At 59.5% G+C, this 23,328-nt stretch carries 11 protein-coding genes and 12 pseudogenes; 13 read left to right on the forward strand and 10 right to left on the reverse strand.

The features are described from left to right. Positions 1 to 293 precede the first annotated feature (293 nt). The 8 genes and pseudogenes from nirB to spy form a co-directional block, all read left to right on the forward strand. Positions 294 to 2,512: pseudogene (gene nirB / locus EIO60_RS11925) on the forward strand (nitrite reductase large subunit NirB); the annotation flags it as partial. A gap of 55 nt (positions 2,513 to 2,567) precedes the next feature. Continuing rightward, positions 2,568 to 3,368: pseudogene (locus tag EIO60_RS11930) on the forward strand (bestrophin family protein). Between the two features lie 567 nt (positions 3,369 to 3,935). Beyond that, the gene (locus EIO60_RS11935) at positions 3,936 to 5,156 is read left to right on the forward strand and encodes an aspartate aminotransferase family protein (protein ID WP_258576910.1); all 1,221 of its coding nucleotides are present in this window, start codon (positions 3,936 to 3,938) and stop codon (positions 5,154 to 5,156) included. Further along, entirely contained in the window at positions 5,153 to 6,184 is a 1,032-nt protein-coding gene (astA, locus tag EIO60_RS11940; RefSeq protein WP_258576911.1) for an arginine N-succinyltransferase, read from the forward strand. Before EIO60_RS11935 ends, astA begins: the two co-directional genes overlap by 4 nt. Beyond that, entirely contained in the window at positions 6,181 to 7,650 is a 1,470-nt protein-coding gene (gene astD, locus EIO60_RS11945; protein WP_258576912.1) for a succinylglutamate-semialdehyde dehydrogenase, read from the forward strand. Before astA ends, astD begins: the two co-directional genes overlap by 4 nt. After that, positions 7,647 to 8,972, forward strand: coding sequence for an N-succinylarginine dihydrolase (astB, locus tag EIO60_RS11950; RefSeq protein ID WP_258576913.1), 1,326 nt, complete (start codon positions 7,647 to 7,649; stop codon positions 8,970 to 8,972). Before astD ends, astB begins: the two co-directional genes overlap by 4 nt. Positions 8,973 to 9,001: 29 nt before the next feature. After that, entirely contained in the window at positions 9,002 to 9,976 is a 975-nt protein-coding gene (astE, locus tag EIO60_RS11955) for a succinylglutamate desuccinylase (protein WP_258576914.1), read from the forward strand. A gap of 295 nt (positions 9,977 to 10,271) precedes the next feature. Then, a pseudogene (gene spy / locus EIO60_RS11960) lies at positions 10,272 to 10,731 on the forward strand (ATP-independent periplasmic protein-refolding chaperone Spy). Between the two features lie 77 nt (positions 10,732 to 10,808). Here spy and EIO60_RS11965 read toward each other — a convergent pair. The 10 genes and pseudogenes from EIO60_RS11965 to ghoS all read right to left on the reverse strand — a co-directional run bounded on the left by EIO60_RS11965 (position 10,809) and on the right by ghoS (position 18,544). Continuing rightward, positions 10,809 to 11,552 (reverse strand): annotated as a pseudogene (locus EIO60_RS11965) (endonuclease). A 171-nt stretch (positions 11,553 to 11,723) separates the two neighbouring features. Then, a complete protein-coding gene (gene nadE / locus EIO60_RS11970) occupies positions 11,724 to 12,548 on the reverse strand; it encodes an NAD(+) synthase (protein ID WP_258576915.1) in 825 nt (274 codons plus the stop codon). Between the two features lie 117 nt (positions 12,549 to 12,665). Next, a pseudogene (locus EIO60_RS11975) lies at positions 12,666 to 13,058 on the reverse strand (MFS transporter); the annotation flags it as partial. A 6-nt stretch (positions 13,059 to 13,064) separates the two neighbouring features. After that, positions 13,065 to 14,245, reverse strand: a pseudogene (locus tag EIO60_RS11980) (cation:dicarboxylate symporter family transporter); the annotation flags it as partial. A 151-nt stretch (positions 14,246 to 14,396) separates the two neighbouring features. Further along, a pseudogene (locus EIO60_RS11985) lies at positions 14,397 to 14,980 on the reverse strand (metal-dependent hydrolase). 98 nt (positions 14,981 to 15,078) lie between these two features. After that, positions 15,079 to 15,848, reverse strand: a pseudogene (gene kduD / locus EIO60_RS11990) (2-dehydro-3-deoxy-D-gluconate 5-dehydrogenase KduD). A 16-nt stretch (positions 15,849 to 15,864) separates the two neighbouring features. After that, positions 15,865 to 16,724 (reverse strand): annotated as a pseudogene (gene kduI, locus EIO60_RS11995) (5-dehydro-4-deoxy-D-glucuronate isomerase). A 125-nt stretch (positions 16,725 to 16,849) separates the two neighbouring features. After that, a pseudogene (gene hxpB / locus EIO60_RS12000) lies at positions 16,850 to 17,248 on the reverse strand (hexitol phosphatase HxpB); the annotation flags it as partial. Positions 17,249 to 17,252: 4 nt separating this feature from the next. After that, a pseudogene (locus tag EIO60_RS12005) lies at positions 17,253 to 18,110 on the reverse strand (fructosamine kinase family protein); the annotation flags it as partial. 131 nt (positions 18,111 to 18,241) lie between these two features. After that, complete coding sequence (ghoS, locus tag EIO60_RS12010) at positions 18,242 to 18,544, reverse strand: type V toxin-antitoxin system endoribonuclease antitoxin GhoS (protein ID WP_258576916.1); 303 nt, start codon at positions 18,542 to 18,544, stop codon at positions 18,242 to 18,244. A gap of 365 nt (positions 18,545 to 18,909) precedes the next feature. Here ghoS and EIO60_RS12015 point away from each other — a divergent pair. From EIO60_RS12015 to rplT, 5 genes and pseudogenes are all read left to right on the forward strand, one after another. Next, positions 18,910 to 19,672, forward strand: a pseudogene (locus tag EIO60_RS12015) (DUF481 domain-containing protein). 265 nt (positions 19,673 to 19,937) lie between these two features. Then, a complete protein-coding gene (gene thrS, locus EIO60_RS12020; RefSeq protein ID WP_258576917.1) occupies positions 19,938 to 21,866 on the forward strand; it encodes a threonine--tRNA ligase in 1,929 nt (642 codons plus the stop codon). A gap of 4 nt (positions 21,867 to 21,870) precedes the next feature. Next, positions 21,871 to 22,410 carry a translation initiation factor IF-3 gene (gene infC, locus EIO60_RS12025; RefSeq protein ID WP_258576963.1) on the forward strand — a complete coding sequence of 180 codons (540 nt, stop codon included), beginning with the start codon at positions 21,871 to 21,873 and terminating at the stop codon, positions 22,408 to 22,410. Positions 22,411 to 22,507: 97 nt separating this feature from the next. Continuing rightward, positions 22,508 to 22,705 carry a 50S ribosomal protein L35 gene (rpmI, locus tag EIO60_RS12030; RefSeq protein WP_258576964.1) on the forward strand — a complete coding sequence of 66 codons (198 nt, stop codon included), beginning with the start codon at positions 22,508 to 22,510 and terminating at the stop codon, positions 22,703 to 22,705. Between the two features lie 105 nt (positions 22,706 to 22,810). Beyond that, a complete protein-coding gene (gene rplT / locus EIO60_RS12035; protein ID WP_258576918.1) occupies positions 22,811 to 23,167 on the forward strand; it encodes a 50S ribosomal protein L20 in 357 nt (118 codons plus the stop codon). The last annotated feature ends 161 nt before the right edge of the window (positions 23,168 to 23,328 follow it).

Below are 23,328 nucleotides of genomic sequence, written 5' to 3' on the forward strand. Positions count from 1 at the left end.
TAACTTTTCACCGCCGCGCGCAGTAAAAATTTACTACATTTTACTTTTTGATAAAAATAAGGAAGGGCAAAGATAAATCATATTTACCGAATTTTATTCTTACAATATCAATGAAATAACCAGATATAAAAGAGATGAGTACGGCCTGAAGCTGCAGTCGAGCAAACAGGCGAGCTGGGCGGCAGTGCGCGACAAGCTCACATACCTTTTTCGATAACGAACCCGAACCGCAGCCGCCGGCTGCAGGAAGCATAACGATGAGTAAACCGGTATGAGCCGTGATTGGTCACGGCATGGTCAGCCACTAACTTCTCGAGCAGCTGGTGGCGCGCACGCTTCATCAGCGCTACCAGATTGTGGTCTACGGCGAACAGCGGCTGCCCGCCTACGATCCTCTCATCTTACTTCGACGGCAAAAGCGCCGCCGAGCTCTCGCTGGTGGAGGATAATTTCTTCGCGACACACAGCATTGAGCTGCGCAGCGGCTGCTAGGTGGTCACCATCGACCGCCAGCGTCGCAGCCTGCGCGACAGCCGCGGCGACGAGCTGGCGTGGGACAGGCTGGTGCTCGCCACCGGCTCGCGCGCCTTTGTGCCGCCGATTCCCGGCCACGACGACGCGCGCTGCTTTGTCTACCGCACGCTGGACGATCTCGACGCCCTCTCGTCCTGCGCGCGCCACAGCCGGCGCGGCGTGGTGATTGGCGGCGGCCTGTTGGGGCTGGAGGCGGCCAACGCGCTGCACCAGCTCGGACTGGAAACCCACGTGGTGGAGTTCTCGCCGTGCCTCATGGCGGTGCCGCTGGACGACGACGGCGTGCAGGTGCACACCGCGAAGCAGACGGAAGAAATCGCGCGCGCGGTGGACCACAGCCTGACGCTGCGCTTCGCCGACGACGAACAGCTCGACACCGATCTGGTGCTCTTCTCAACGGGCATCCGGCCGCGCGACGAGCTGGCGCGCGAGGCAGACTTAACCCTCGGCCCGCGCGGCGGCATTGAGATCAATGCTGTCTGCCAGACTAGCGACAATGACATTTACTCCATCGGTGAGTGCGCGCTGTGGAACAAGCAGATCTTCGGCCTGGTGGCACCCGGCTATCAGATGGCGCGCGTGCTGGCAGATTATCTTGCCGGCGAGGCAAGCGCCTTCAGCTGCGCCGATATGAGCACCAAACTCAAGCTGCTCAGCGTCGAAGTCGCCTCGTTCGGCGACGCCCACGGTCTCACCCCGGGCAGTCAGAGCCTCTAATGGACCGACAAGCCGAAAGGCATCTACAAAAAAATCGTGGTGTGCGGTTCGGGCAAAACCCGGCTGGGCTGCGTGCTGGTGGGCGACAGCGGCGACTACAGCACGCTGTTGCAGATGATGCTCAACCAGATGGCGCTGCCCGACGCGCCGGAGAGCCTGATCCCGCCCGCGCTGGCGGGCGCGCCGTCGAAGGCGCTGCCGGAGCAGCGCAGTTCTGCTGCTGCCACAACGTCAGCAAGGGCGACATCTGCGTGGCGGTGAAGCAGTACACCCGCGCCGCCACCGGCTGCGCGGCGCTGGTGAAGCAGGTGATGGAGCATTAGCTGGCGACCCTCGGCGTAGATGTGAAAAAGGATATCTGCGAACATTTCGCGTACTCGCGTCAGGAGCTCTATCACTGATCCGTGTCGGCGAACTGCAAAGCTGGGAGGCGCTGCTGGCGGCGCACGGGCGCGGCCACGGCTGCGAGGTGTGCAAGCCGCTGGCGGCGTCGCTGCTCGCCTCCTGCGGGAACGACTATCTGCTGAAGCCGGCGCACCTGCCGCTGCAGGACACTAACGATCGCTACTTTGCCAATATCCAGAAAGACGGCAGCTATTCCATGGTGCCGCGCGTGCCGGGCGGCGAGATCACCCCGCAGGGGCTGATCGCCATCGGCGAGGTGGCGGAGCGCTATTACCTCTATACCAAGATCACCGGCGGCTAGCGCATCGAGCTCTTTGGCACGCGCCTCGATCATCTGCCCGCTATCTAGGAGGCGCTGCTGGCGGTGGGCTTTTAAATCGGCCACGCCTACGGCAAGTCGCTGCGCACGGTGAAATCCTGCGTCGGCTCCAGCTGGTGCCGCTACGGCGTGCAGGATTCCACCGCCTTCGCCATCGCGCTGGAGCACCGCTACAAAGGGCTGCGCGCACCGCACAAAATCAAGATGGCAGTCTCTGGCTGCACCCGCGAGTGCGCCGAAGCGCAGAGCAAGGATATCGGCGTCATCGCCACCGAGAAGGGGTGGAATCTCTACGTCTGCGGCAACGGCGGCATGAAGCCACGCCACGTCGACCTTTTCGCCAGCGACCTCGACGATGAAACGCTGATCCGCTATGTCGATCGCATTTTGATGTTCTACGTGCACACCGCCGACCGCCTGCAACGCACCAGCGTCTGGATGGTCAACCAGGAGGGCGGCCTCGACTACCTGCGTCAGGTGGTGATCGAGGATCGCCTCGGCATCGGCGCAACGCTGGAGGCGGAGATGCAGCAGGTATCGGCGCGCGGGAAAGCCGCAGAATCGCCGCAAAATCCCTTTTCACCTGCACATCATGATCGTTCGTCCCCATCGTCACAGGTTCGTTCGTTTGTTCGCCTGGCACGGCTCAGTGCTGCCCGATATTTCTTTTCGTCTGTTTCTCAACCTGCTGATGTCGCTGCTGGCGCTTGCCCTGCTCAACGGGTATGAGACGCTCGGCATCCGGCATCCGGCATCCGGCATCCGGCATCCGGCATCCGGCATCCGGCAGACGCTGGCGCCGTTTGGTTTGCTCGGCGTCTCGATCGCCATCTTTCTCGGCTTTCGCAACAGCGTCTGCTTTGCACGTTTCAGCGAGGCGCGCTACTGATCGCCTGCTGCACGCTGCAGCGTCAGGTGCTGGCGCTGTTTCCCGACGATGCGCCGCGAATCCAGGCGCTGCTGCTCGCCTTCTTCTACAGCCTGAAGCATCAGCTACGCTGTAGCGATCCGCGCGCGGCTCTGACGCGGCTGCTAGGCGACGATGCTGAATGGGTGCTGGGCGGCTGCGAGCGGAGCGACAGCATGCCGGTGCCCTTCGCCTACGGCCTGCTGCTGCACTGCACCGTCTATCTGTTCTGCACGCTGCTGCCGTTCGCGCTGGCGCCTGACCTGCACTACAATGACGCCGCTGGTGTCGATGTTTATCGCCTATACCTTTCTGTCGCTCGATACCCTGGCGGAAGAGCTGGAGATGCCCTTCGGCTACCAGAACAACCATCTGCCGATGGACGCCATCTGCACCAATATCAAGATCAGCCTGCGCGAGATGGCGGGCGAAGAGGAGACGCTGCCGACGCCGCTGCGCCCCGACGTGCGCTACCGGCTGACGTAAAAACGCCTCTGCTGGTCGGATAAAACCTTGCGCGCCCGGTCAATTCCGGCCGGGCGCGCAAAAATAAGCCCTGTCAAAACGGCGAAACCAGGCCGGCGACGATACGAACCTCACGCTTCCAGCCTTCTCCGCCTTACCTGTTACTTGTCGAATTTTCAGGCACTCTGCCGCTTATTCCTCCCGCAACGCCGCGTAACCGCCGTTCTCGTTCTGCCTGTTGAGAAGGCAACTCGCCCCTTTGTAGTGCAGCTGCTGCCCGAAATTGAACGGAAAAGTCAGGGGCGATCACAAAAGCAATACTTACTCCGGAGACTGCATAAATCCGCTGCGCATTATGCGGCGCAGGCGCGGCGCGAACAAAATTATTCACTATATATGCATTTTTAGTGAATAGTGACGTTATGTAACGTATTGATATCACGTTTTGCCGTGGCTTTTATGCTTTTATTCGTTTGGCTGGCACGCAATCTGCAATTTAGAGTAGGGCTGCGTTTACCCCGATTTTACATTTTAAAAAAATTAGCTTTACTCACCGGCGCGCCGGCGGGGAAAGCGGGAGAAACAGTTATGTCACTGCAGGTTTCGCGTCACGATTTTGATGAATGGATGGTGCCGGTCTACGCGCCGGCGAACTTTGTGCCGGTGCGCGCGTCGGGATCGACCCTCTGGGATCAACATGATAAAGCGTATATCGACTTTGCGGGCGGCATCGCCGTTAACGCCCTCGGACACGCCCATCCCGCGCTGCAGCAGGCGCTGACCGAGCAGGCGGCGCGCCTGTGGCATACAGGCAACGGCTACACCAACGAACCCATTCTGCGGTTGGCGAAACAGCTGATTGATGCCACCTTCGCCGACCGCGTCTTTTTCTGCAACTCCGGCGCCGAGGCCAACGAAGCCGCGCTCAAGCTGGCGCGTAAAACGGCGCACGATCGCTACGGCGCGCAAAAAAGCAGCATTGTCGCCTTCAATAATGCCTTTCACGGCCGCACCCTGTTTACCGTGTCGGCAGGCGGCCAGCCCGCCTACTCAAAAGATTTCGCGCCGCTGCCGCCCGATATTCGCCACGCCCCCTTTAACGACCTGGAGGCGGCGGCGCGACTGATTGACAACAATACCTGCGCAGTGATCGTCGAGCCGATCCAGGGCGAAGGCGGCGTCCTGCCTGCCGATCCCGCCTTTTTACGCGGCCTGCGCGCGCTGTGCGATAAGCATCAGGCGCTGCTGATTTTTGACGAGGTGCAGAGCGGCGTCGGCCGCACCGGATCGCTCTATGCCTATATGCACTACGGCGTTACCCCGGACGTGCTGACAACCGCTAAAGCGCTAGGCAGCGGCTTTCCCATCGGCGCGATGCTGACGCGCGAAGATTTGGCCCAAGTGATGAGCGTCGGCACCCACGGCACCACCTACGGCGGCAACCCTCTGGCGGGCGCGGTGGCGGGCCAGGTGCTGGCGCTGATTAACCATCCTGAACTGCTGGCGGGCGTCGCCAAGCGTCATCAGTGGATAGTCAGCGCGCTGGAGGCGATCAACCAGCGGTTGCACCTGTTTAAAGAGGTGCGCGGCTTGGGACTGCTGATCGGCGCGGTGCTGAACGAGGACTACGCCGGTAAAGCGAAGCAGTTCAGCCTGGCGGCGGCGGAGCAGGGCGTGCTGGTGCTGATCGCCGGCACAAATGTGGTGCGCTTCGCGCCGGCGCTCAATATCAGCGAGCAGGAGGTTAACACCGGCATGGCGCGCTTTGCCGTCGCCTGCGAGCATCTGGCGCGAGGATCGACAACATGATGGTGATTCGTCCCGTAGAGTATGACGATCTGCCCCAGCTGCTCGATCTGGCGGGCAAAGCCGGCGGCGGACTGACCTCGCTGCCGGCGGACAGCAAAACCCTGCAGGCGCGCATTGAGCGCGCGCTGCAAACCTGGCAGGGTGCGCTACCGCGCGCCGAACAGGGCTACGTGTTTGTGCTGGCGGACAGCGAGGATAACCGCGCCGTCGGCATCTGCGCCATTGAGGTGGCGGTCGGCTTACAGGAGCCTTGGTACAACTTCCGCGTCGGCACCCAAGTGCACGCCTCGAAAGAGCTGAATGTCTACGCGGCGCTGCCGACGCTGTCGCTTAGCAACGACCATACCGGCAGCAGCGAGCTTTGCACCCTGTTTCTCGATCCCGACTACCGCGACGGCAAAAACGGCTATCTGCTGTCAAAGTCGCGCTTCCTGTTTATGGCTAACTTCCGCCATTTGTTTATGGAGCGCGTGGTGGCGGAGATGCGCGGCGTCAGCGATGATGAGGGCCTCTCGCCCTTCTGGGACAGTGTCGGCAGCCGCTTCTTCTCGATGGCGTTTCGCCAGGCGGACTTTCTCAGCGGCACCGGGCAGAAGGCCTTTATCGCCGAGCTGATGCCGAAGCACCCGCTCTATATCGACTATCTCTCCGCCGAGGCGCGCGCGGTGATCGGTGAAGTGCACCCCAAAACCGCGCCGGCGCGTGCGGTGCTAGAGGCAGAAGGATTTCGCTACCGCAACTATGTCGACATCTTTGACGGCGGGCCGACGCTGGAGTGCGAGATCGACGACATCCGCGCCATTCGCAAAAGCCACGTGTGCAGCGCCGCCCTCGGCGAGCCGGATGAGCGCGCGCCGCTCTGCTTGGTGGCAAATCTCGACTATCACCGTTTTCGCGTCGCGCTGCTGCCTGCGCATATCGAGCAGCACGACGTCATTCTGAATGAGGCCCAGCTCAGTGCGCTGCACGTAGCACCTGGCGACAGCCTGCGCATCGTCACCCTAAGCGCCGAGGAGAGAAAAGCATGACGCAGATGATTAACGGCGAATGGCTGCCGGGCCAAGGCGATGCCCTGCGCAAAACCGATCCGGTCTTCGGCGAGATGCTGTGGCAGGGTGCGGCCGCCACGGCGGCGCAGATCGCGCAGGCCGCCGCCGCGGCGCGCGCGGCGTTTCCCGCCTGGGCGCGGCGTCCTTTCGCCGAGCGCCAGGCGCTGGCGGAACGCTTCGCCGCGCTGCTGGAGCGCCATAAAGCCTATCTGGCGGCGACCATCGCCGTGGAGACCGGCAAGCCGCGCTGGGAGGCGCTGACCGAGGTGCAGGCGATGATCAATAAGGTCGCCCTCTCGGTGAAAGCCTTTCATACCCGCACCGGTGAGCAGCGCGAGGGCGAAAGCTCGCTGCGCCATCGTCCGCACGGCGTGCTGGCGGTGTTTGGTCCGTATAACTTTCCCGGCCATCTGCCCAACGGCCATATCGTGCCAGCGCTGCTGGCGGGCAACTGCGTGCTGTTCAAGCCGAGCGAACTGACGCCGCTGACGGCGGAGAAAACCGTGCGGCTCTGGCTGGAAGCGGGACTGCCGTGCGGCGTGCTGGCGCTGCTGCAGGGGGCGCGTGCTACTGGCCAAGCGCTAGCGGCGGAGGCGCAGATCGACGGCGTGCTCTTTACCGGCTGCGCCGGCACTGGCTACCAGCTGCATCGTCAGTTCGCCGGTCAGCCGGAGAAGATGCTGGCGCTGGAGATGGGCGGCAACAACGCGCTGATCGTCGAGGATCCGGCCGATATCGACGCGGCGGCGCACCTCGCTATTCAGTCCGCTTTTATCACCGCCGGCCAGCGGTGCACCTGCGCGCGCCGTCTGCTGGTGAAGCGCGGCGCGGCGGGCAACGCCTTTCTGCAGCGTCTGACAGAGGTAAGTGCGCGGCTTGAGCCCGGCGCGTGGAACGCCGAACCGCAGCCCTTTATGGGCAGCGTGATCTCTGCCGAGGCGGCGGAAAAGATTTATCAGGCGTGGCAGCAGCGCGTCGCGCTCGGCGGCAGGCCGCTGCTGGCGATGCGCTGCCCGCAGCACGGCACGGCGCTGCTGACGCCGGGCATTATCGACGTGACCCAGGTCGGCGGGCTGCCGGATGAAGAGGTGTTTGGTCCGCTGCTTAACGTGATTCGCTATGACCATTTCGATGAGGCGATCCGCCTCGCCAACGACACGCGCTACGGCCTGTCGTGCGGCCTTATCTCGCCGTCGCGCGCGCAGTTCGACCAGCTGCTGCTGAAGGCACGCGCCGGCATTGTCAACTGGAACAAACCGCTGACCGGCGCGGCGAGCAGCGCGCCGTTCGGCGGCATCGGCGCCTCCGGCAACCATCGCGCCAGCGCCTGGTATGCGGCGGACTACTGCGCCTGGCCGATGGCGTCGCTGGAAACACCTGACCTGACGCTGCCCGCCGCGCTCTCGCCGGGGCTTGATTTCTCCGCGCGCGAGGGGCAAGCATGAACGCCACTGAAGCCAACTTCGACGGGCTGGTGGGCCTGACGCACCACTATGCCGGACTCTCGTTCGGCAATGAGGCCTCGACGCGCCATCAGCATCAGCCGTCGAACCCGCGCCTGGCGGCAAAGCAGGGGCTGCTGAAGATGAAGGCGCTGGCGGACAGCGGCTTTGTGCAGGGAGTGATCCCGCCGCACGAGCGGCCGAACCTGCCGCTGTTGCGCCAGCTCGGCTTTAGCGGCAGCGATGCACAGGTGCTGGCGCAGGCGGCGCAGCGTGCGCCCGGGCTGCTGTCGGCGGCCAGCTCCGCGTCGGCGATGTGGGTCGCCAATGCGGCCACCGTCTCTCCCTCGGCTGACAGCGCCGACGGCCGGGTGCATTTCACCGTGGCGAACCTGAACAACAAGTTTCACCGCGCGATGGAGGCGCCGCAGACCACCCGGCTGCTGCGCGCCATTTTTCGCGATCCGCAGCGCTTCGCCGTTCATGACGCGCTGCCGCAGGTGGCGCTGTTTGGCGACGAGGGCGCGGCGAACCATAACCGCCTCGGCGCAGAGTATGGCGACCGCAGCCTGCAGCTGTTTGTTTACGGCCGCGACGACAACGGCGGCAGCGCGCCCGGGCGTTATCCCGCGCGCCAGACGCTGCAGGCAAGTCAGGCGGTGGCGAGGCTGCATCAGCTGGAAGAGCGCCAGACGCTGTTCGTGCAGCAGAATCCCGCCGTCATCGATCAGGGCGTGTTTCATAATGATGTGATCGCGGTCAGCAACCGCGCGGCGCTGTTCTGCCATCAGCGGGCGTTTGTCGACCAGCCGGCGCTGCTGGCAACGCTCAGGCGTCGCGTGCCGGGCTTTGCCGCTATCGAGGTGCCTGACGCGCGCGTGTCGGTGGCGGATGCGGTCAGCACCTATCTGTTCAACAGCCAGCTGCTGAGCCGCTCGGACGGTGGCATGCTGCTAGTGCTGCCGGAAGAGTCGCGCCAGCATCCCGGCGCCTGGCGCTACCTGTGCGAACTGGTGGAGCAGGACGGCCCGGTGCGCGAGCTGCGCAGCTTCGATCTGCGCGAAAGCATGCACAACGGCGGCGGCCCGGCCTGCCTGCGGCTGCGCGTGGTGCTGACGCAGGAGGAGCTGCGGGCGCTCAATCCCGCCGTGCTGATGGACGACAGGCTGTTCGCCGAGCTGAACAACTGGGTAGATCTCCACTATCGCGATCGTCTGACGCAGGCGGATCTTGCCGATCCGCAGCTGCTGCGCGAGGGACGCGACGCGCTGGACGAGCTGACGCGGCTGCTCGATCTGGGCAATGTCTACGCGTTCCAGCGCTAGCCGCAGCTTGATTGCATACAGGAGAGAACATGCACGATTTTCTACAGCAGACGCTGTCGGGCGAGGCGCCGGCGCAGCGCCAGGGCGAAACCCCATACTTGCGCTGGCAGTGGCACGATCGCGGCATTTTGCAGCTGGATCCGAAAGGGGAGCCGCAGCAGGCGCTGGTGCTGTCGGCGGGCATTCACGGCAACGAGACGGCGCCGGTGGAGATACTCAATGTGCAGCTGAACGCGCTGCTGTGCGGCGCGCTGCCGCTGCGCCAGCGCGTGCTGGCGATCCTCGGCAATCCGCCCGCCCTGCGCGACGGCAAGCGCTATCTGAGTTACGATATGAACCGCGTGTTCAGCGGCCGCTGGCAGCAGATCGAAAGCTGCGACGAGGCGCAGCGCGCCGCGCGTCTGGAGCAGGCGCTGACGCGCTTCTGGCCGCAGGCCGACGACGGGCTGCCGCGCTGGCATTTCGATCTGCATACCGCCATTCGCGGCTCTTGGCATACGCGCTTCGGCGTGCTGCCGCTCAATCCGCTGCCCTGGCCGGAGGATTTTCTTCAGTGGCTGGGAGCAGCGGGGCTGGAGGCGCTGGTGTTTCACCATGCGCCGAGCGGCACCTTCACTCATTTCAGCTGCGCGCGCTTCGCTGCCGCCAGCTGCACGCTGGAGCTGGGTAAGGCGCTGCCGTTCGGCGCCAACGACCTCACGCAGTTCGCCGCCGCGCAGCAGGCGCTGGCGGCGCTGCTGAGCGGTGCGCCACTGGCCGTCGCGCCTGTCGCGCCGCGCCGCTATCGGGTCACGCAGCAGATTACCCGCCTCAGCGAGCAGTTTCGGCTGCATATGGACGCGGAGACGCGCAACTTCACCGCGTTTCCGCAGGGCACGCTGCTGGCGGAGGATGGCGAGACCCGCTATCGGGTGGAGCAGGCGCGCGAATTTGTGCTGTTCCCTAACTCTGACGTGGCGCCGGGGCTGCGCGCCGGCCTGATGCTGGTGGAGGAGGCGGGCTGAGGTCTGACAGGCACCTGTATCCGCGCGCCGCTCAAACCGGCGCGAATTTTCCTTCCGCTTTGCTGCCGCAACCCTTACACTCATCCATAATTCCTACCAAATTCACTTTAAATTCATACTCTTTTGCAATTCCTCACTGAAATCTTCGCATTTTCTTCATGATGATTGTTTTCTCTCTTTTATGCTTTCAAGGCTTTACGCACTCTCTGGATGCTTGACATTCAGCCGCGTAATCTTGCTTTCGAAGATGCGACAGGCTGCTGTCGTCATTAACTGAATGATAAGGACAACTATTATGCGTAAACTGACTTCCCTAATTCTGGCTTCTACTCTGGCGTTCGGTGCGGCAAGCGCGGTCCACGCAGCGGCTGACAACCTGACGCAGCCGCCGGCCGGCAGCGAAAAGCCGACGCATAAGCCGCCGATGCACCACGGCATGAACATGATGTTCAAAGGTCTGAACCTGACCGACGTGCAGAAAAAAGAGATCCACGACATCCTGAAAGAGAGCCACAAAGATTTTAAACGTCCGTCGCTGGAAGAGCGTCGCGCTGGTCATGCGATTATCGCGTCTGATACCTTCGATCGCGCCAAAGTGGAAGCGCGGGCGGTGGCGAGGATGGAAAAACAGAACAAGCTCTACAACGTGCTGACGCCGGAGCAGAAAGAGCAGTACAACGCCAACTATCGAGAAGCGTCTGACCGAGAAAGGCTCGCGCGACGGCAAGATGGCGCCGCCGCCGGCTGGCGAATAATCGCGCTGAGCTAAGGCATTGAGACCGCCGACGTTGTCCAGTTGAGCAAGTGCGCTGGGCAGCGTCGGCGGTTTTGTTTACAGCGGTTCGATGGGATAGTGGCCGGAGAGCAGCGGCCGACAGAGAATTTTATAGCCGTCGTGATCGAAGCCGCCCGGCGCGTGCTTCAGCCGACGCGCCTCCTCTATTTCGTTGACCGCTCCCAGAGAGAAACAGTGATCGATAACGTGGATCTGCATCATCAGCTTTCCTTCCTCTATCAGCGCGACCGGGCCCTACCACGGCCAGCACATAACCCGTACCCCTTCCAGCGCCGCCAGCAGGCGCGCCTGATGCGTCTCGACCGGTTCGCGTCTACAGTAGGCGCCAGCGCAGCGCGAAAACAGGCGCGGTTGGCGCTCAGCTTCTCCAGCGCCTTGTGGCGGCTGCGGTAGAGGCCGAACAGGTTAGGCGACTAGTGGGAAAAATCGACGTCGCGCGAATAGACCACCTCCGGTCGGTCGTCGGTGATCTGAATAGAACAGAGCTGACGATTTTTGCGCAGCCGCTTGTTGAACAGCGGCTGCTGCGTTTTGATCATCTGCGCTTTCAGCAGCAGCGCGCCGAGATCGTCCGCGGTCAGGATCCAGCTGACGCGCCGCGCCTGGCGCAGCATGCGCGCCTCCTCCGGCGTGCGGAAATGGGATATGATCTGCGACGCAGATTGATGCTCTTACCGATATAGAGCGGCAGCGTCTCGCTGTCGCCGTGAAAGGTATAGACGCCGGGCTGGTTGGGCAAGCCTTCCAGCCATTCGCGCAGATGTTCGGGATATTCGTGATAGCAGCCTCATCGAACTCGAGGCGGTGCGTGGCAGCACGTCAAACCAAGACAGACTCCTGTAACTGTGTATTCATACAGGATGTCAGTCTGCTCAGCGTTTCGCCAGCGGGTTAAGGGGTGAACAGCGGCGGCGTAACGTTTCCCCTGCCGGCCGGCAGGGGAAATGCGGGTTATTTCCAGAAGTCTTCGAATACCGTAATCGGAGGACGACGCTTGTGCTCGGTTTTCTGATACCAGTTTTCGATAATCTTCGCCGTTTCCGGCGCGACGCTTTTGCCTTCCAGATAGTCGTCGATCATCTCATAGGTCACGCCCAGAGCCACCTCATCCGCCAGGCCGGGACGATCGTCTTCCAGATCCGCTGTCGGGCGCTTCAGGTAGAGGTGCTCCGGGCAGCCGAGGGTTTTCAGCAGCAGCTTGCCCTGACGCTTGTTAAGGCGGAACAGCGGGTTAATGTCGGTGCCGCCGTCGCCATACTTAGTGAAGAAGCCGGTAATCGCCTCCGCCGCGTGGTCGGTGCCGACCACCAGGCCCTGCGTCATGCCGGCAATGCTGTACTGCGCCTTCATACGTTCGCGCGCCTTTTCGTTGCCGCGCACGAAATCGGTCAGCTCAATGCCTGCCTCTTTCAGGGCGCGCTCGCTAGCCAGCACGGACTCCTTGATGTTGACCACCAGCGAGCGATCCGGCTGGATAAAGGCCAGCGCATCCTGACAGTCCTGCTCGTCCGCCTGCACACCATAGGGCAGGCGCACCGCGATAAAGCTGTACGCTTTGTCGCCGGTTTCGTCGCGCAGTTCGCTGATGGCCAGCTGCGAGAGTTTACCCGCCAGGGTCGAATCCTGGCCGCCACTGATGCCCAGCACTAGGGTTTTCAGGAGCGGGTGACGCGTCAGGTAGCTTTTGAGAAAATCGACGCTGCGGCGAATCTCCTGCTGCGCGTCGATAACCGGGTTAACGCCAAGTGCTGTAATGATTTCCTGCTGCAGTGACATGAATCTCTCCTCAAGTCAGCGGCCTTTTGGCCCGTGCGAACCATCTGTTAAAGCTAATGCGCATCGGCGGAAACAACAAGCCAAAGCGCCAGTTGTTTCCGGTTATCTGCTGCGATATCAGGCAGTTTTACTGCGCGGCGCGGGTTTCTGCGCCAGGAAAATAAACATGAGGATCGCCAGCGTGAAGCAGCCGAAAATGGTGCCGGTCATGCTGAGCAGCGAGGTGCCGCCGAGGCCGGTCATCGGCACCGCTACGGCACCTAGCGAGAACATGCAGACGCCGATCACCGCCGAGGCGCTGCCGGCTCGATGGCCTTGGCTCTGCATCGCCAGCGAAGAGGCGGTGGTGGCTATTACCCCGTTGCTGGCGATGGTGAAGAAAAGGGCGACCAGCACCAGTGACAGCGGCGCGGCGTGGATGCCTGCCAGCAGCAGCAGCAGCAGCAGCAGCAGCAGGCTAGCTGCGAGAACGCTAGCGTCAGGCCTCCTTATTAGCACGCGGTAATCGCCTCACAGCGGACGCACGATCAGCGCGGCAAAGGTCGCGCCGCTGCCCACGCCCGCCACACTGGCAGAGCTCAGCGTAACGATGCCGATCAGCGTCGTGATCCAGACCGGATTGAACGGGTTGATGCCGACGGTCGGCGCAACCATCACCGCCAGCATGGTGGGATAGAGGCCCAAACAGCCGTTCTGGCCAATCGTCGCGACGAAAGAGGCGGATAAGCTGGCGATCGCTTCCGGCACGCCCAGGCAGCGCGTCTGCGTTTCCACGTTAAGCGGGATGCTGGGGGCGCCGGAGCGGCTGGTAAAGGCGAAGGTAATAAGCGGCCAGACCTTGCGGAAGAAGTGCAGCGGGTTGATGCCGTTGACCGACAGCAGTAGCGCGTGCACACCGAACATAATCGCCAGACCCAGATAAAAGGTAGGAGGCAGTAATAAAGCCGCCCAGCTTGATGATGTCCTGTAGGTTCGAACCGGCGACCACTTTGGTCATCAGCGCCAGCACGCCATACGGCGTCAGCTTCATGATCAGACGCACCAGCTTCATCACCCAGGACTGCAGCGTGTCGATCGCCACCAGCACGCGCTGGTCTTAGACTTCATCATCCTTCAGCAGCTGCAGTGCGGCCACGCCGAGGAAGGCGGCAAAGATTACTACGCTGATGATTGAGGTCGGGCTGGCGCTGGTGAGATCGGCAAACGGGTTTTCGGTACGAAAGAGAGCAGCAGCTGAGGGACAGTCAGGTCTGCAACCTTGCCGACATAGTTGTTCTGAATCGCGGCAAGCCGCGCACTCTCTTGCGCACCCTGCACCAGATCTTCGGCGCTGAGATGGAACAGGCCGGTAACAAACATGCCGACCAGCGCGGAGATGGCGGTGGTCACCAGGCTGATTTTACCCAGTGACGAGGTGTTATGCAGCGGCGCTGAGAATAGAGGCGAACACCAGAGCGGCATCACGATCATCGGCAGCATGCACGTAGCCGTTGCCGACGATGTTTGAACCAGCTGATAGAAGTTTTCAGCACCTCACTTTGCGCGCCGTAGATGGACTGGAGCGCCAGGCCAAACAGCACGCCGAAGGTCAGGCCGACCAGCACCTTTTTCGACAGGCTCCAGTTGCCGCGGCCGAGGCGCGACAGCAGCAGCAGAGCGACGAAAGCGGCCAGGTTGAGTATCAGAGGAAGATCCATAGTGTCTCCAGAGAAAAGCATTCGGCCGCGCAGTATGCCGCACGACCGGATAATGTGGCTTACGAATTAAGTTGGCGTATGATAGCAGCTACGCGGCGCGGTCACTTATCCAAAAAGAATGGCTTATACCCAGATCGCGTTTTTTGCCGGTTTAATGCGCTTTTTGTGCAGAAATCAGTCTGGAAACGCCATTTTGCAGCGTATCAAACAGTTGAGAAGGGCAGCCGTCCGCACTAAAAGAGGGCGCGCCGGGAGGAAACCAGAGCGCGTAGCCGACCAGCGCCAGGCAGAGCGCTCGCTCCAGCTGGTTGCCTTTCTGTCTGCGCAGAATCGGCAAGCGAAAGCGCCAGCGGCACGCCGGCGGGCGTCAGCATATCTGCCACGATATGGCTGAGGTAGTCTAGCGTCATGCCCTGCAGCACGTCGGCAGGCACGTTAATCTGAAACAGTCACAGGCTGGTCGCGACCGCCAACAGGCTGTGGGTGAAGCTGCGGTGACCGAAGGCGCGTGCGATGGGATAGGAGAGCCACTTCAGTCGCTGGCCCAGCAGGGATTTAGGGTGATAGATATCGATCAGCAGGCAGGTCAGCAGCGAGGCGGAAATAAGGTGCCAGCAGTCAGCCTGCGCCAGCACGGGCGTCAGTTCCGCGCGCTTGGCAAAAATAGCGGTGGCAAACAAAAATTACGTGGCCTTTCCCGTCATGATAAAACCTGGCTGCAAACTGTCGATGCATCCAGTATAGGGATTTATCCAGTAAATGAGAAGTTGTGACACCGTAACGAGATGTGAATTTTTTTGCGGAAACGGCGGCGTGGCTCCGCCGTTTGTCTGTTAACACACCAGCCAGCCGCCGTCTACTGCCAGCGTATAACCGTTCACATAGTCAGACGCCGCGGAAGCCAGGAACACCGCCGGCCCCATCATATCTTCCGGCACGCCCCAGCGCGCGGCCGGAATGCGTCCGAGAATTTCCGCGCTGAGGTTTTCATCGCTGCGCAGCTGTTCGGTGTTGTTCGTCGCCATATAGCCCGGTGCGATGGCGTTGATGTTGATGCCGTGCTTCGCCCATTCGTTGGCCATCAGTCGAGTCAGGCCCATGACCGAGCTTTTTGAGTCGGTGTAGGAGGGAACGCGTGTACGCCCTGGAATGAGAGCATCGAGGCGATGTTGATGATCTTGCCGCCGTGACCCTGAGCGATAAACTGGCGCGCCACGTGCTGCGACAGGAAGAACACGCTCTTGCTGTTGATGTTCATTACATCGTCCCAGTCCTGCTCGCTGAAGTTAAGGGCGTCTTCGCAGCGAATAATGCCTGCATTGTTGACCAGAATATCGATTTTGCCAGCGTCGGCAACCGCCTTCTCTACCACGCAGGGCACCTGCTCGGTACGCTCGGTACGGATTAAATCCGCCTGTAGCGACCAGAAACGGCGGCCCAGCTCCTTCACCCGCTGCTCGGTTTCCATGGGATCGTCGCGGTTAACGCCGACGATATCGCAACCCGTCTGCGCCAGGCCCAACGCCATGCCCTGGCCGAGACTGGTATTACACCCGGTGACCAGCGCCACTTTGCCTTCCAGATTAAATGTGTTGAGTATCATGAGAGAGCCTCCTTGGTTAGCGCAGATCGCGGATTTTGACATGATCCATGTCGTCGAATACCTGATTCTCGCCGACCATGCCCCAGATAAATGTGTAACGTTCGGTGCCGACGCCGGCGTGAATCGACCAGCTTGGCGAGATAACAGCCTGTTCGTTATGCAACAGCAAATGACGCGTCTCCTGCGGCTGGCCATCAATATGAAACACCGCGCTTTCCGGGTTCATATCGAAGTAGAAGTAGACCTCCATGCGGCGCTCATGGGTGTGACAGGGCATGGTGTTCCACAGATGGCCTTCCTCTCGTCGGGTCAGGCCTATGGTGAGCTGGCAGGTTGGCAGCACCGGGCACCAGATATTTGTTGATGGTGCGGCGGTTTGAGGTGGCCAGGTCGCCCAGCGTAGTGCGTACCGCCTCCTCTTTGCCGATTTTCTTGTCGGGAAAGCGGCCGTGGGCCGGCGCGCTGTTAAAATAGAATTTCGCCGGACGCTGCGCATCGCTGCTGCTAAAGCTTAACGCCTGCGCGCCTTTGCCGATGTAAAGCGCCTCTTCCGTACCGATTTCCCACACTTTGCCGTCTACTTCCACGGTGCCTGGGCCACCGATATTGATCTCAGGCCCAGCTCGCGGCGCTCAATAAAGTAGCTGACGCCAGGCTGTTTGCCCATCTCGTTGCCGAAGGTCACGCTGGTGGCGACCGGCATCACGCCGCCGATGATGATACGGTCGATATGGCGGTAGGTCAGGGTATAGCTGTCGGCAACAAAAAATTTTTCGATAAGAAATTCGCGGCGCAGCGCGGCGGTGTCGAGCTGTCTGGCATGCTCACACTGTTTATGCTTTGACGAACAGTCCATTTTGGATCCCCTCTGGCGATGTCAGGTATGTGTGCCCCACAGGGCGTCTGCAGGGCAGACTAGGAGGAGTGGCAAATGAATTCAATAAAATGAAACATTGTTTTTTTTGCGAGAGGGATCATGCTTTATCCTGTTTCGCGCAGGATCAGCCCAGCAAATGCGCGGCGGTAAGCTGCGTCAAATCGTCCAGCTTCACGTTTGCCAGCGACCAGCGTGCGTCGTCGCGCAGCGCGGCGGCAGGTACCACCAATGAGCGCATGCGCGCCGCTTTTGTAGCGATCATGCCGTTAAAGGAGTCTTCCAGCGTCACACAGCTCAGCGGATCGATCTCCAGCCTGGCGGCGGCGTCAAGGTAAACCTGCGGATGCGGCTTGCTGTAGGACAGCGCCTCGGCGGATACCAGCACGTCAAAGGCGTCGCGCAGGTCGAACAGCGCCAGCACGCGCTCCTGCATCATCAGCGGTGAGGCGGAAACCAGACCGGTTTTCAGCCCCAGTTGACGACAGAGCTGCAGCACCTGCCTGCCCCCAGGCAGCAGCGGGCGCTGCGATCTCGCGCAGTCGTTCAAGGGCGAACTGCGCTTCGTCTGTCCAGCTGCCGCCAAAGACGTTGGCGCGGTTGAGCAGGTAGTAGAGCTGATAAACTGGCTGGCGCTGGGAAAAGCCATCCGGCAGCGGCCAGACCGACTGATAGCCTTCGTAGATCTGGCGCGGCAGATTGGAAAACCAGCTCAGCATTGCCAGATCGCACTCGCGGTCGCCCCAGTAGCAGGCGGGATCGAATATCCACGGTCCGCTGGCGCTGCCGGCGCAGTTGGCCGGCCAGAGGTCACCATGCAGCAGGGAAGGTTGCGGATGGTGCGTAGCGAGGGCGCGCTGCACGCAGCTGACGATCACCTCGATATCGCCAAACGCGAGCCCTTTCTCTTCGGCGAGCTGAAGCTGCCAGCCGATGCGCTGCTCGGCGAAAAAGACTGACCAGCGGCGCAGCCAGCTGTTGGGCTGCGGCGTGGTGGTGATGTTGTTGTCGAAGTCGAGGCCGAACTGCGCCTGCTCGCTCCACTGGTGCAGACGCGCCAGCTGCTGACCGAGCTGAAAGGCGTTCTCCGCATCCAGCGGCTGCGGCGCGATATACTCCAGCAGCAGGAAACTCTTGTCGCGTGCGTGGCCTACGCCGTAAACCGCCGGCACGCGTATGCTCTGTGCGCGCGCCAGCAGCGCCAGCTGATCCGCTTCCCAGGTAAAAAGCGAGAGCATATCGCGGCTGTTGAATTTCACAAACACCTCATGCTCCCCGTAGCGGATGCGCCATGCGGGATGCACATCGCCGCCGGGAAGCTCATGGCGCTGGGTAATTTCGGCGTCACCGAAATGCTCACTCAACAGACGACTAATTGCGGTCCACATGGCTTTTTCCTCTTTTAACCCGTTAGGCTTCAGGTACGGTATTGACCGGAAAGGGCGCGACCCGCTGGCGATTGTATCGCGCGCAACGCGTGAAAAAAATCCGCGCTTGCGCACAGCTTACCGGCGCGGAACTATTGCGCGGCGTCGCGTAAGAAAGCGTCGAGCGTCGTTGCGCTGACCTCTGGTTTCTGATGCAGTACGCTCTCGCCTGCGGCCTCGCCTGCGGCGACGGCCTGCTGCTGCAGCTCTTCCGGCGACAAGGCGCTAATCAGGCCAAAGCTATTGGTGCCCAGCTCGTGAGTTTTGCCGGTGTCGTCGTGCTGAGTGGAGCTGAAGCTGGCTGAAACCATGGCGCTGTTCAGCATCTGAATGTCGCCGAGGCCCGCTTCGTGATAGCTAAAAGTGACAATGTAACGTTTTAGATCGCCGCTCATGTTGCCTCCTCGGAAGGGTGTGACTGATCACAGCGTAGACCATGGCGAAAAAATGCGCGAATAATGAACAGGATAAAGCGAGCGTTTCAGACAATCACAAAAAGTAAAGCAGGGTAAAGCCGCGTCGCGCCGCTTCAGAAAAATCTTGTAGTATTTAGGCTGCTTTTTTGTCATTTGCCCACTATACTACTGCGCGCCGTTAAGTTAATGTAATGAGAAAAGTCGTAATAATCAAGCGGGACTCAGGGCCTGGGGCCCTTTCCCTGCAGGTTAATAAACATTCTTGCCGTAAATTGCATTGATCGGCCCGGAAAACTCTTCACACTCTTCTTCATTTTTTAAACTTTCGTACGGGTCACAATTAAATGAAAGTGCTTCATAAGCTCTCTGCAATTCTTTTGCTCTCCGCTGGCGCATTTTGCCACCAAGCTTTAGCAGACAATAATAATGTCTTTACTGCCATGGACGATCCTTCAACGGCGAAAAAGCCGTTTGACGGCAGCGCGTCCGCCGGTTACCTGGTGCAGACCGGTAACACCACCAGCTCCTCCCTGACCGCGCAAACCAATATGACGTGGTATCAGAGCGCTATAGCCTACAGCCTGTGGGGCAACGCGGCGAATACCTCTTCTAACGATGAGCGCTTTTCGGAAACCTATAACATCGGTGGCCGTACCCGTTACAACCTGAACAGCTTCGACTACCTGTTCGGTCAGGCGAGCTGGCTGAGCGATCGCTTCAATGGCTACGATTCGCGCGACGTGCTGACCGCAGGTTATGGTCGCCAGATCCTCAATGGCCCGATCCACTCGCTGCGTGCTGAATTTGGTCCGGGCGTGCGCTACGACGATTACCATGATGGTGGCAGAGAAACCAAAGCGCTGGGCTACGGCGCGCTGAGCTACCAGTGGCAGCTGACCGACAACACAAAGTTCATTTAGGGCGTCTCGGTGCTGAGCAGCTGGCGAAGATACCACCGTTAACTCTGAAACCGGCCTGCAGGTCGGCATCAACGATCACTTCGCCCTGAAGCTGGCGTATAACGTGACCTGGAACAACAATCCGCCAGAATCCGCGCCGGATCGCACCGACACCAAAACCAGCATTATGCTGACCTACGCGATGTAAGCGCGACGCGATGCCACTTCCAACCGCAGCCTAGCTGCGGTTTTTTTGCCACAACCACAACCACAACCACAACCACAACCACAACCACGACTTAGCGGCAGGGGAATGGTTTTTGCTACCGCACCAAAGCTGTTATCATCGGCGGCGCACCACATTCCCGGCGTCATTCCGACAACATGGGTCTGACATCGCGCCGGGCAATTACTCTTACTCAATGTTGTATGTAAGCTTTCGTGTGGCTTACCACTGCAATTAAGGATATGAAATGCCTGTAATTACGCTTCCTGATGGCAGCCAGCGTGTCTACGATCGCGCCGTGAGCGTGATGGATATCTCGCTGGATATCGGGCCTGGCCTGGCGAAAGCCTGTATCGCCGGCCGCGTCAACGGCCAGCTGGTCGATGCGGTCGATCCCGTTACCAAAGACGCTTCTGTCGCGATCATCACTGCAAAAGATGAGGCGGGTCTGGAAATCATTCGCCACTCTTGCGCGCATTTGCTGGGACACGCGATCAAACAACTGTGGCCCAATACCCAAATGGCGATCGGTCCGATCATCGATAACGGCTTCTACTATGACGTCGATCTCGACCATACCCTGACGCAGGAAGATATCGACGCGCTGGAAAAACGCATGCACCAGCTGGCCGAAACCAACTACGACGTGGTGAAAAAGGTCGTCAGCTGGCAGCAGGCGCGCGACGTGTTCGCCGAGCGCGGCGAGAGCTACAAAATCACGATTCTGGATGAAAATATCAGCCACAACGATCGTCCAGGCCTCTATCATCACGAAGAGTACGTCGACATGTGCCGCGGTCCGCACGTGCCGAATATGCGTTTCTGTCACCACTTCAAGCTGCAGAAAATCGCGGGCGCCTACTGGCGCGGCGACAGCAACAATAAAATGCTGCAGCGTATCTACGGTACGGCCTGGGCGGACAAAAAGCAGCTCAATGCTTATCTGCAGCGTCTGGAAGAGGCGGCGAAGCGCGACCACCGTAAGATTGGCAAGCAGCTTGACCTCTACCATATGCAGGAAGAGGCGCCGGGCATGGTGTTCTGGCATAATGACGGCTGGACTATCTTCCGCGAGCTGGAAGTCTTCGTGCGCAGCAAGCTGAAAGAGTATCAGTACCAGGAAGTGAAGGGGCCGTTTATGATGGACCGCGTTCTGTGGGAAAAAACCGGTCACTGGGAAAACTACAAAGAGGCGATGTTCACCACGTCGTCAGAAAACCGCGAATACTGCATCAAGCCGATGAACTGCCCGGGACACGTGAAGATCTTCAATCAGGGGCTGAAGTCCTATCGCGATCTGCCGCTGCGTATGGCAGAGTTCGGCAGCTGCCATCGCAATGAGCCGTCAGGCGCGCTGCACGGCCTGATGCGCGTGCGCGGCTTTACCCAGGATGACGCCCACGTCTTCTGTACCGAAGATCAGGTGTACGACGAAGTGAACAGCTGTATCCGCATGGTTTATGACATGTACAGCACCTTCGGCTTTGAAAAGATCGTGGTGAAACTCTCTACTCGTCCGGAGAAGCGCATCGGCACGGATGAGATGTGGGATCGCGCCGAAGAGGACCTTGCGGCCGCGCTGAACGAAAACAACATCGCATTTGAGTTCCAGCCGGGCGAGGGCGCCTTTTACGGCCCGAAAATTGAGTTTACCCTGTATGACTGTCTCGATCGCGCTTGGCAGTGTGGCACAGTTCAGCTAGACTTCTCCCTGCCAAAACGTCTGGATGCCACCTATGTAGGCGAAAACAACGATCGTCAGACGCCGGTGATGATTCACCGCGCGCTTCTCGGGTCAATGGAGCGCTTTATTGGCATCCTGACCGAAGAGTTCGCCGGTTTCTTTCCGACGTGGCTGGCGCCGGTGCAGGCGGTGGTAATGAATATCACTGATAGCCAGGCAGAATATGTCGACATGTTGACACGTAAATTGCAGAATGCTGGCTTTCGTGTGAAAGCAGACTTGAGAAATGAGAAGATAGGCTTTAAAATCCGCGAGCATACATTACGTCGCGTCCCCTATATGCTGGTTTGCGGTGATAAAGAGGTGGAAGCAGGCTTGGTTGCCGTTCGCACCCGCCGTGGTAAAGACCTCGGGACGATGGACATCGACGTGTTTGTTGAGAAGCTGCAACAAGAGATTAGCAGCCGCAATCTTCACCAATTAGAGGAATAAGGTTATTAAAGGCGGAAAACGAGTACAACCGACGCGTCCGAATCGTATCAACGGTGAAATCCGCGCCACTGAAGTACGCTTAACTGGCGTGGATGGCGAACAGATTGGAATTGTCAGCCTTCGCGAAGCTATCGAAAAAGCTGAAGAAGCAGGTGTTGATTTAGTAGAAATTAGCCCGAACGCCGAACCGCCGGTGTGCCGTATTATAGATTACGGCAAGTTCCTTTATGAAAAAAGCAAATCTTCTAAAGAACAGAAGAAGAAGCAAAAAGTTATACAGGTTAAGGAAATTAAATTCCGTCCTGGTACCGATGAAGGCGACTATCAGGTAAAACTCCGCAGCCTGATTCGTTTTCTGGAAGAAGGCGATAAAGCCAAGATCACGCTGCGTTTTCGCGGTCGTGAAATGGCGCACCAACAGATCGGTATGGAAGTGCTTAACCGCGTGAAAGACGATCTGGTCGAACTGGCGGTAGTCGAATCCTTCCCATCGAAGATCGAAGGCCGCCAGATGATTATGGTGCTCGCTCCCAAAAAGAAATAGTAGGCTTTCAAGTAACAATAACCGCGCAGCGTTCGCGTTGTGCGGCCTTTTGTTCGCCTGTCCGTTTTATTAACAATACGAAGTGGATATTTTTAAAATGCCAAAGATTAAAACTGTACGTGGCGTGGCTAAACGCTTCAAGAAGAACGCTTCTGGCGGCTTCAAGCGTAAGCACGCAAACCTGCGTCATATTCTGACTAAAAAATCAACGAAGCGTAAACGTCACCTGCGCCCGAAAGGCGTAGTGTCTAAAGGCGATCTGGGTCTGGTTGTTGCCTGCCTGCCGTACGCATAAGTTAACTTATTTTATAAATCTGCCCGAAATATCCTGCACTACGGCCGCTGGTCGGCAGGGGATAAAGGCACCACAGAATATTGATACAGATACAGGAGAGCTTACATGGCTCGCGTAAAACGTGGTGTAATTGCTCGTGCACGTCACAAAAAAATCTTAAAACAAGCTAAAGGCTACTACGGTGCACGTTCACGTGCATACCGCGTTGCCTTCCAGGCTGTTATCAAAGCTGGTCAGTACGCTTACCGTGACCGTCGTCAACGTAAGCGTCAGTTCCGTCAACTGTGGATTGTGCGTATCAACGCGGCAGCGCGTCAGAACAACATCTCTTACAGCCGTTTCATCAATGGCCTGAAAAAAGCGTCTATTGAAATTGACCGTAAGATCCTGGCTGACATCGCTGTATTCGACAAAGTGGCGTTCACCGCACTGGTCGAAAAAGCAAAATTAGCACTGGCGTAAGTCAGATGAAAAAGGGAGCTTGCTCCCTTTTTTTATTTCCTGTAACCCAATCAAAAGATTGACATTTTCGCCGCAGGGCTTTTCAATAGTGCCCCCTGGATCACATCAAGGTAACGCAAGCATGCATGCTGCTATTTTCCGTTTCTTTTTTACTTTAGCAC

This window comes from Candidatus Pantoea persica, assembly GCF_013753875.1.
Taxonomy (GTDB): Bacteria; Pseudomonadota; Gammaproteobacteria; order Enterobacterales; family Enterobacteriaceae; genus Pantoea; species Pantoea persica.

Excerpts from the sequence above, each read along its gene's own strand:
- ghoS (WP_258576916.1), bottom strand. The coding sequence starts at position 18,544 with ATGAGCGGCGATCTAAAACGTTACATTGTCACTTTTAGCTATCACGAA.
- rplT (WP_258576918.1), top strand. The coding sequence starts at position 22,811 with ATGGCTCGCGTAAAACGTGGTGTAATTGCTCGTGCACGTCACAAAAAA.
- rpmI (WP_258576964.1), top strand. The coding sequence starts at position 22,508 with ATGCCAAAGATTAAAACTGTACGTGGCGTGGCTAAACGCTTCAAGAAG.
- astE (WP_258576914.1), top strand. The coding sequence starts at position 9,002 with ATGCACGATTTTCTACAGCAGACGCTGTCGGGCGAGGCGCCGGCGCAG.
- astD (WP_258576912.1), top strand. The coding sequence starts at position 6,181 with ATGACGCAGATGATTAACGGCGAATGGCTGCCGGGCCAAGGCGATGCC.
- astB (WP_258576913.1), top strand. The coding sequence starts at position 7,647 with ATGAACGCCACTGAAGCCAACTTCGACGGGCTGGTGGGCCTGACGCAC.
- EIO60_RS11935 (WP_258576910.1), top strand. The coding sequence starts at position 3,936 with ATGTCACTGCAGGTTTCGCGTCACGATTTTGATGAATGGATGGTGCCG.
- nadE (WP_258576915.1), bottom strand. The coding sequence starts at position 12,548 with ATGTCACTGCAGCAGGAAATCATTACAGCACTTGGCGTTAACCCGGTT.
- astA (WP_258576911.1), top strand. The coding sequence starts at position 5,153 with ATGATGGTGATTCGTCCCGTAGAGTATGACGATCTGCCCCAGCTGCTC.
- thrS (WP_258576917.1), top strand. The coding sequence starts at position 19,938 with ATGCCTGTAATTACGCTTCCTGATGGCAGCCAGCGTGTCTACGATCGC.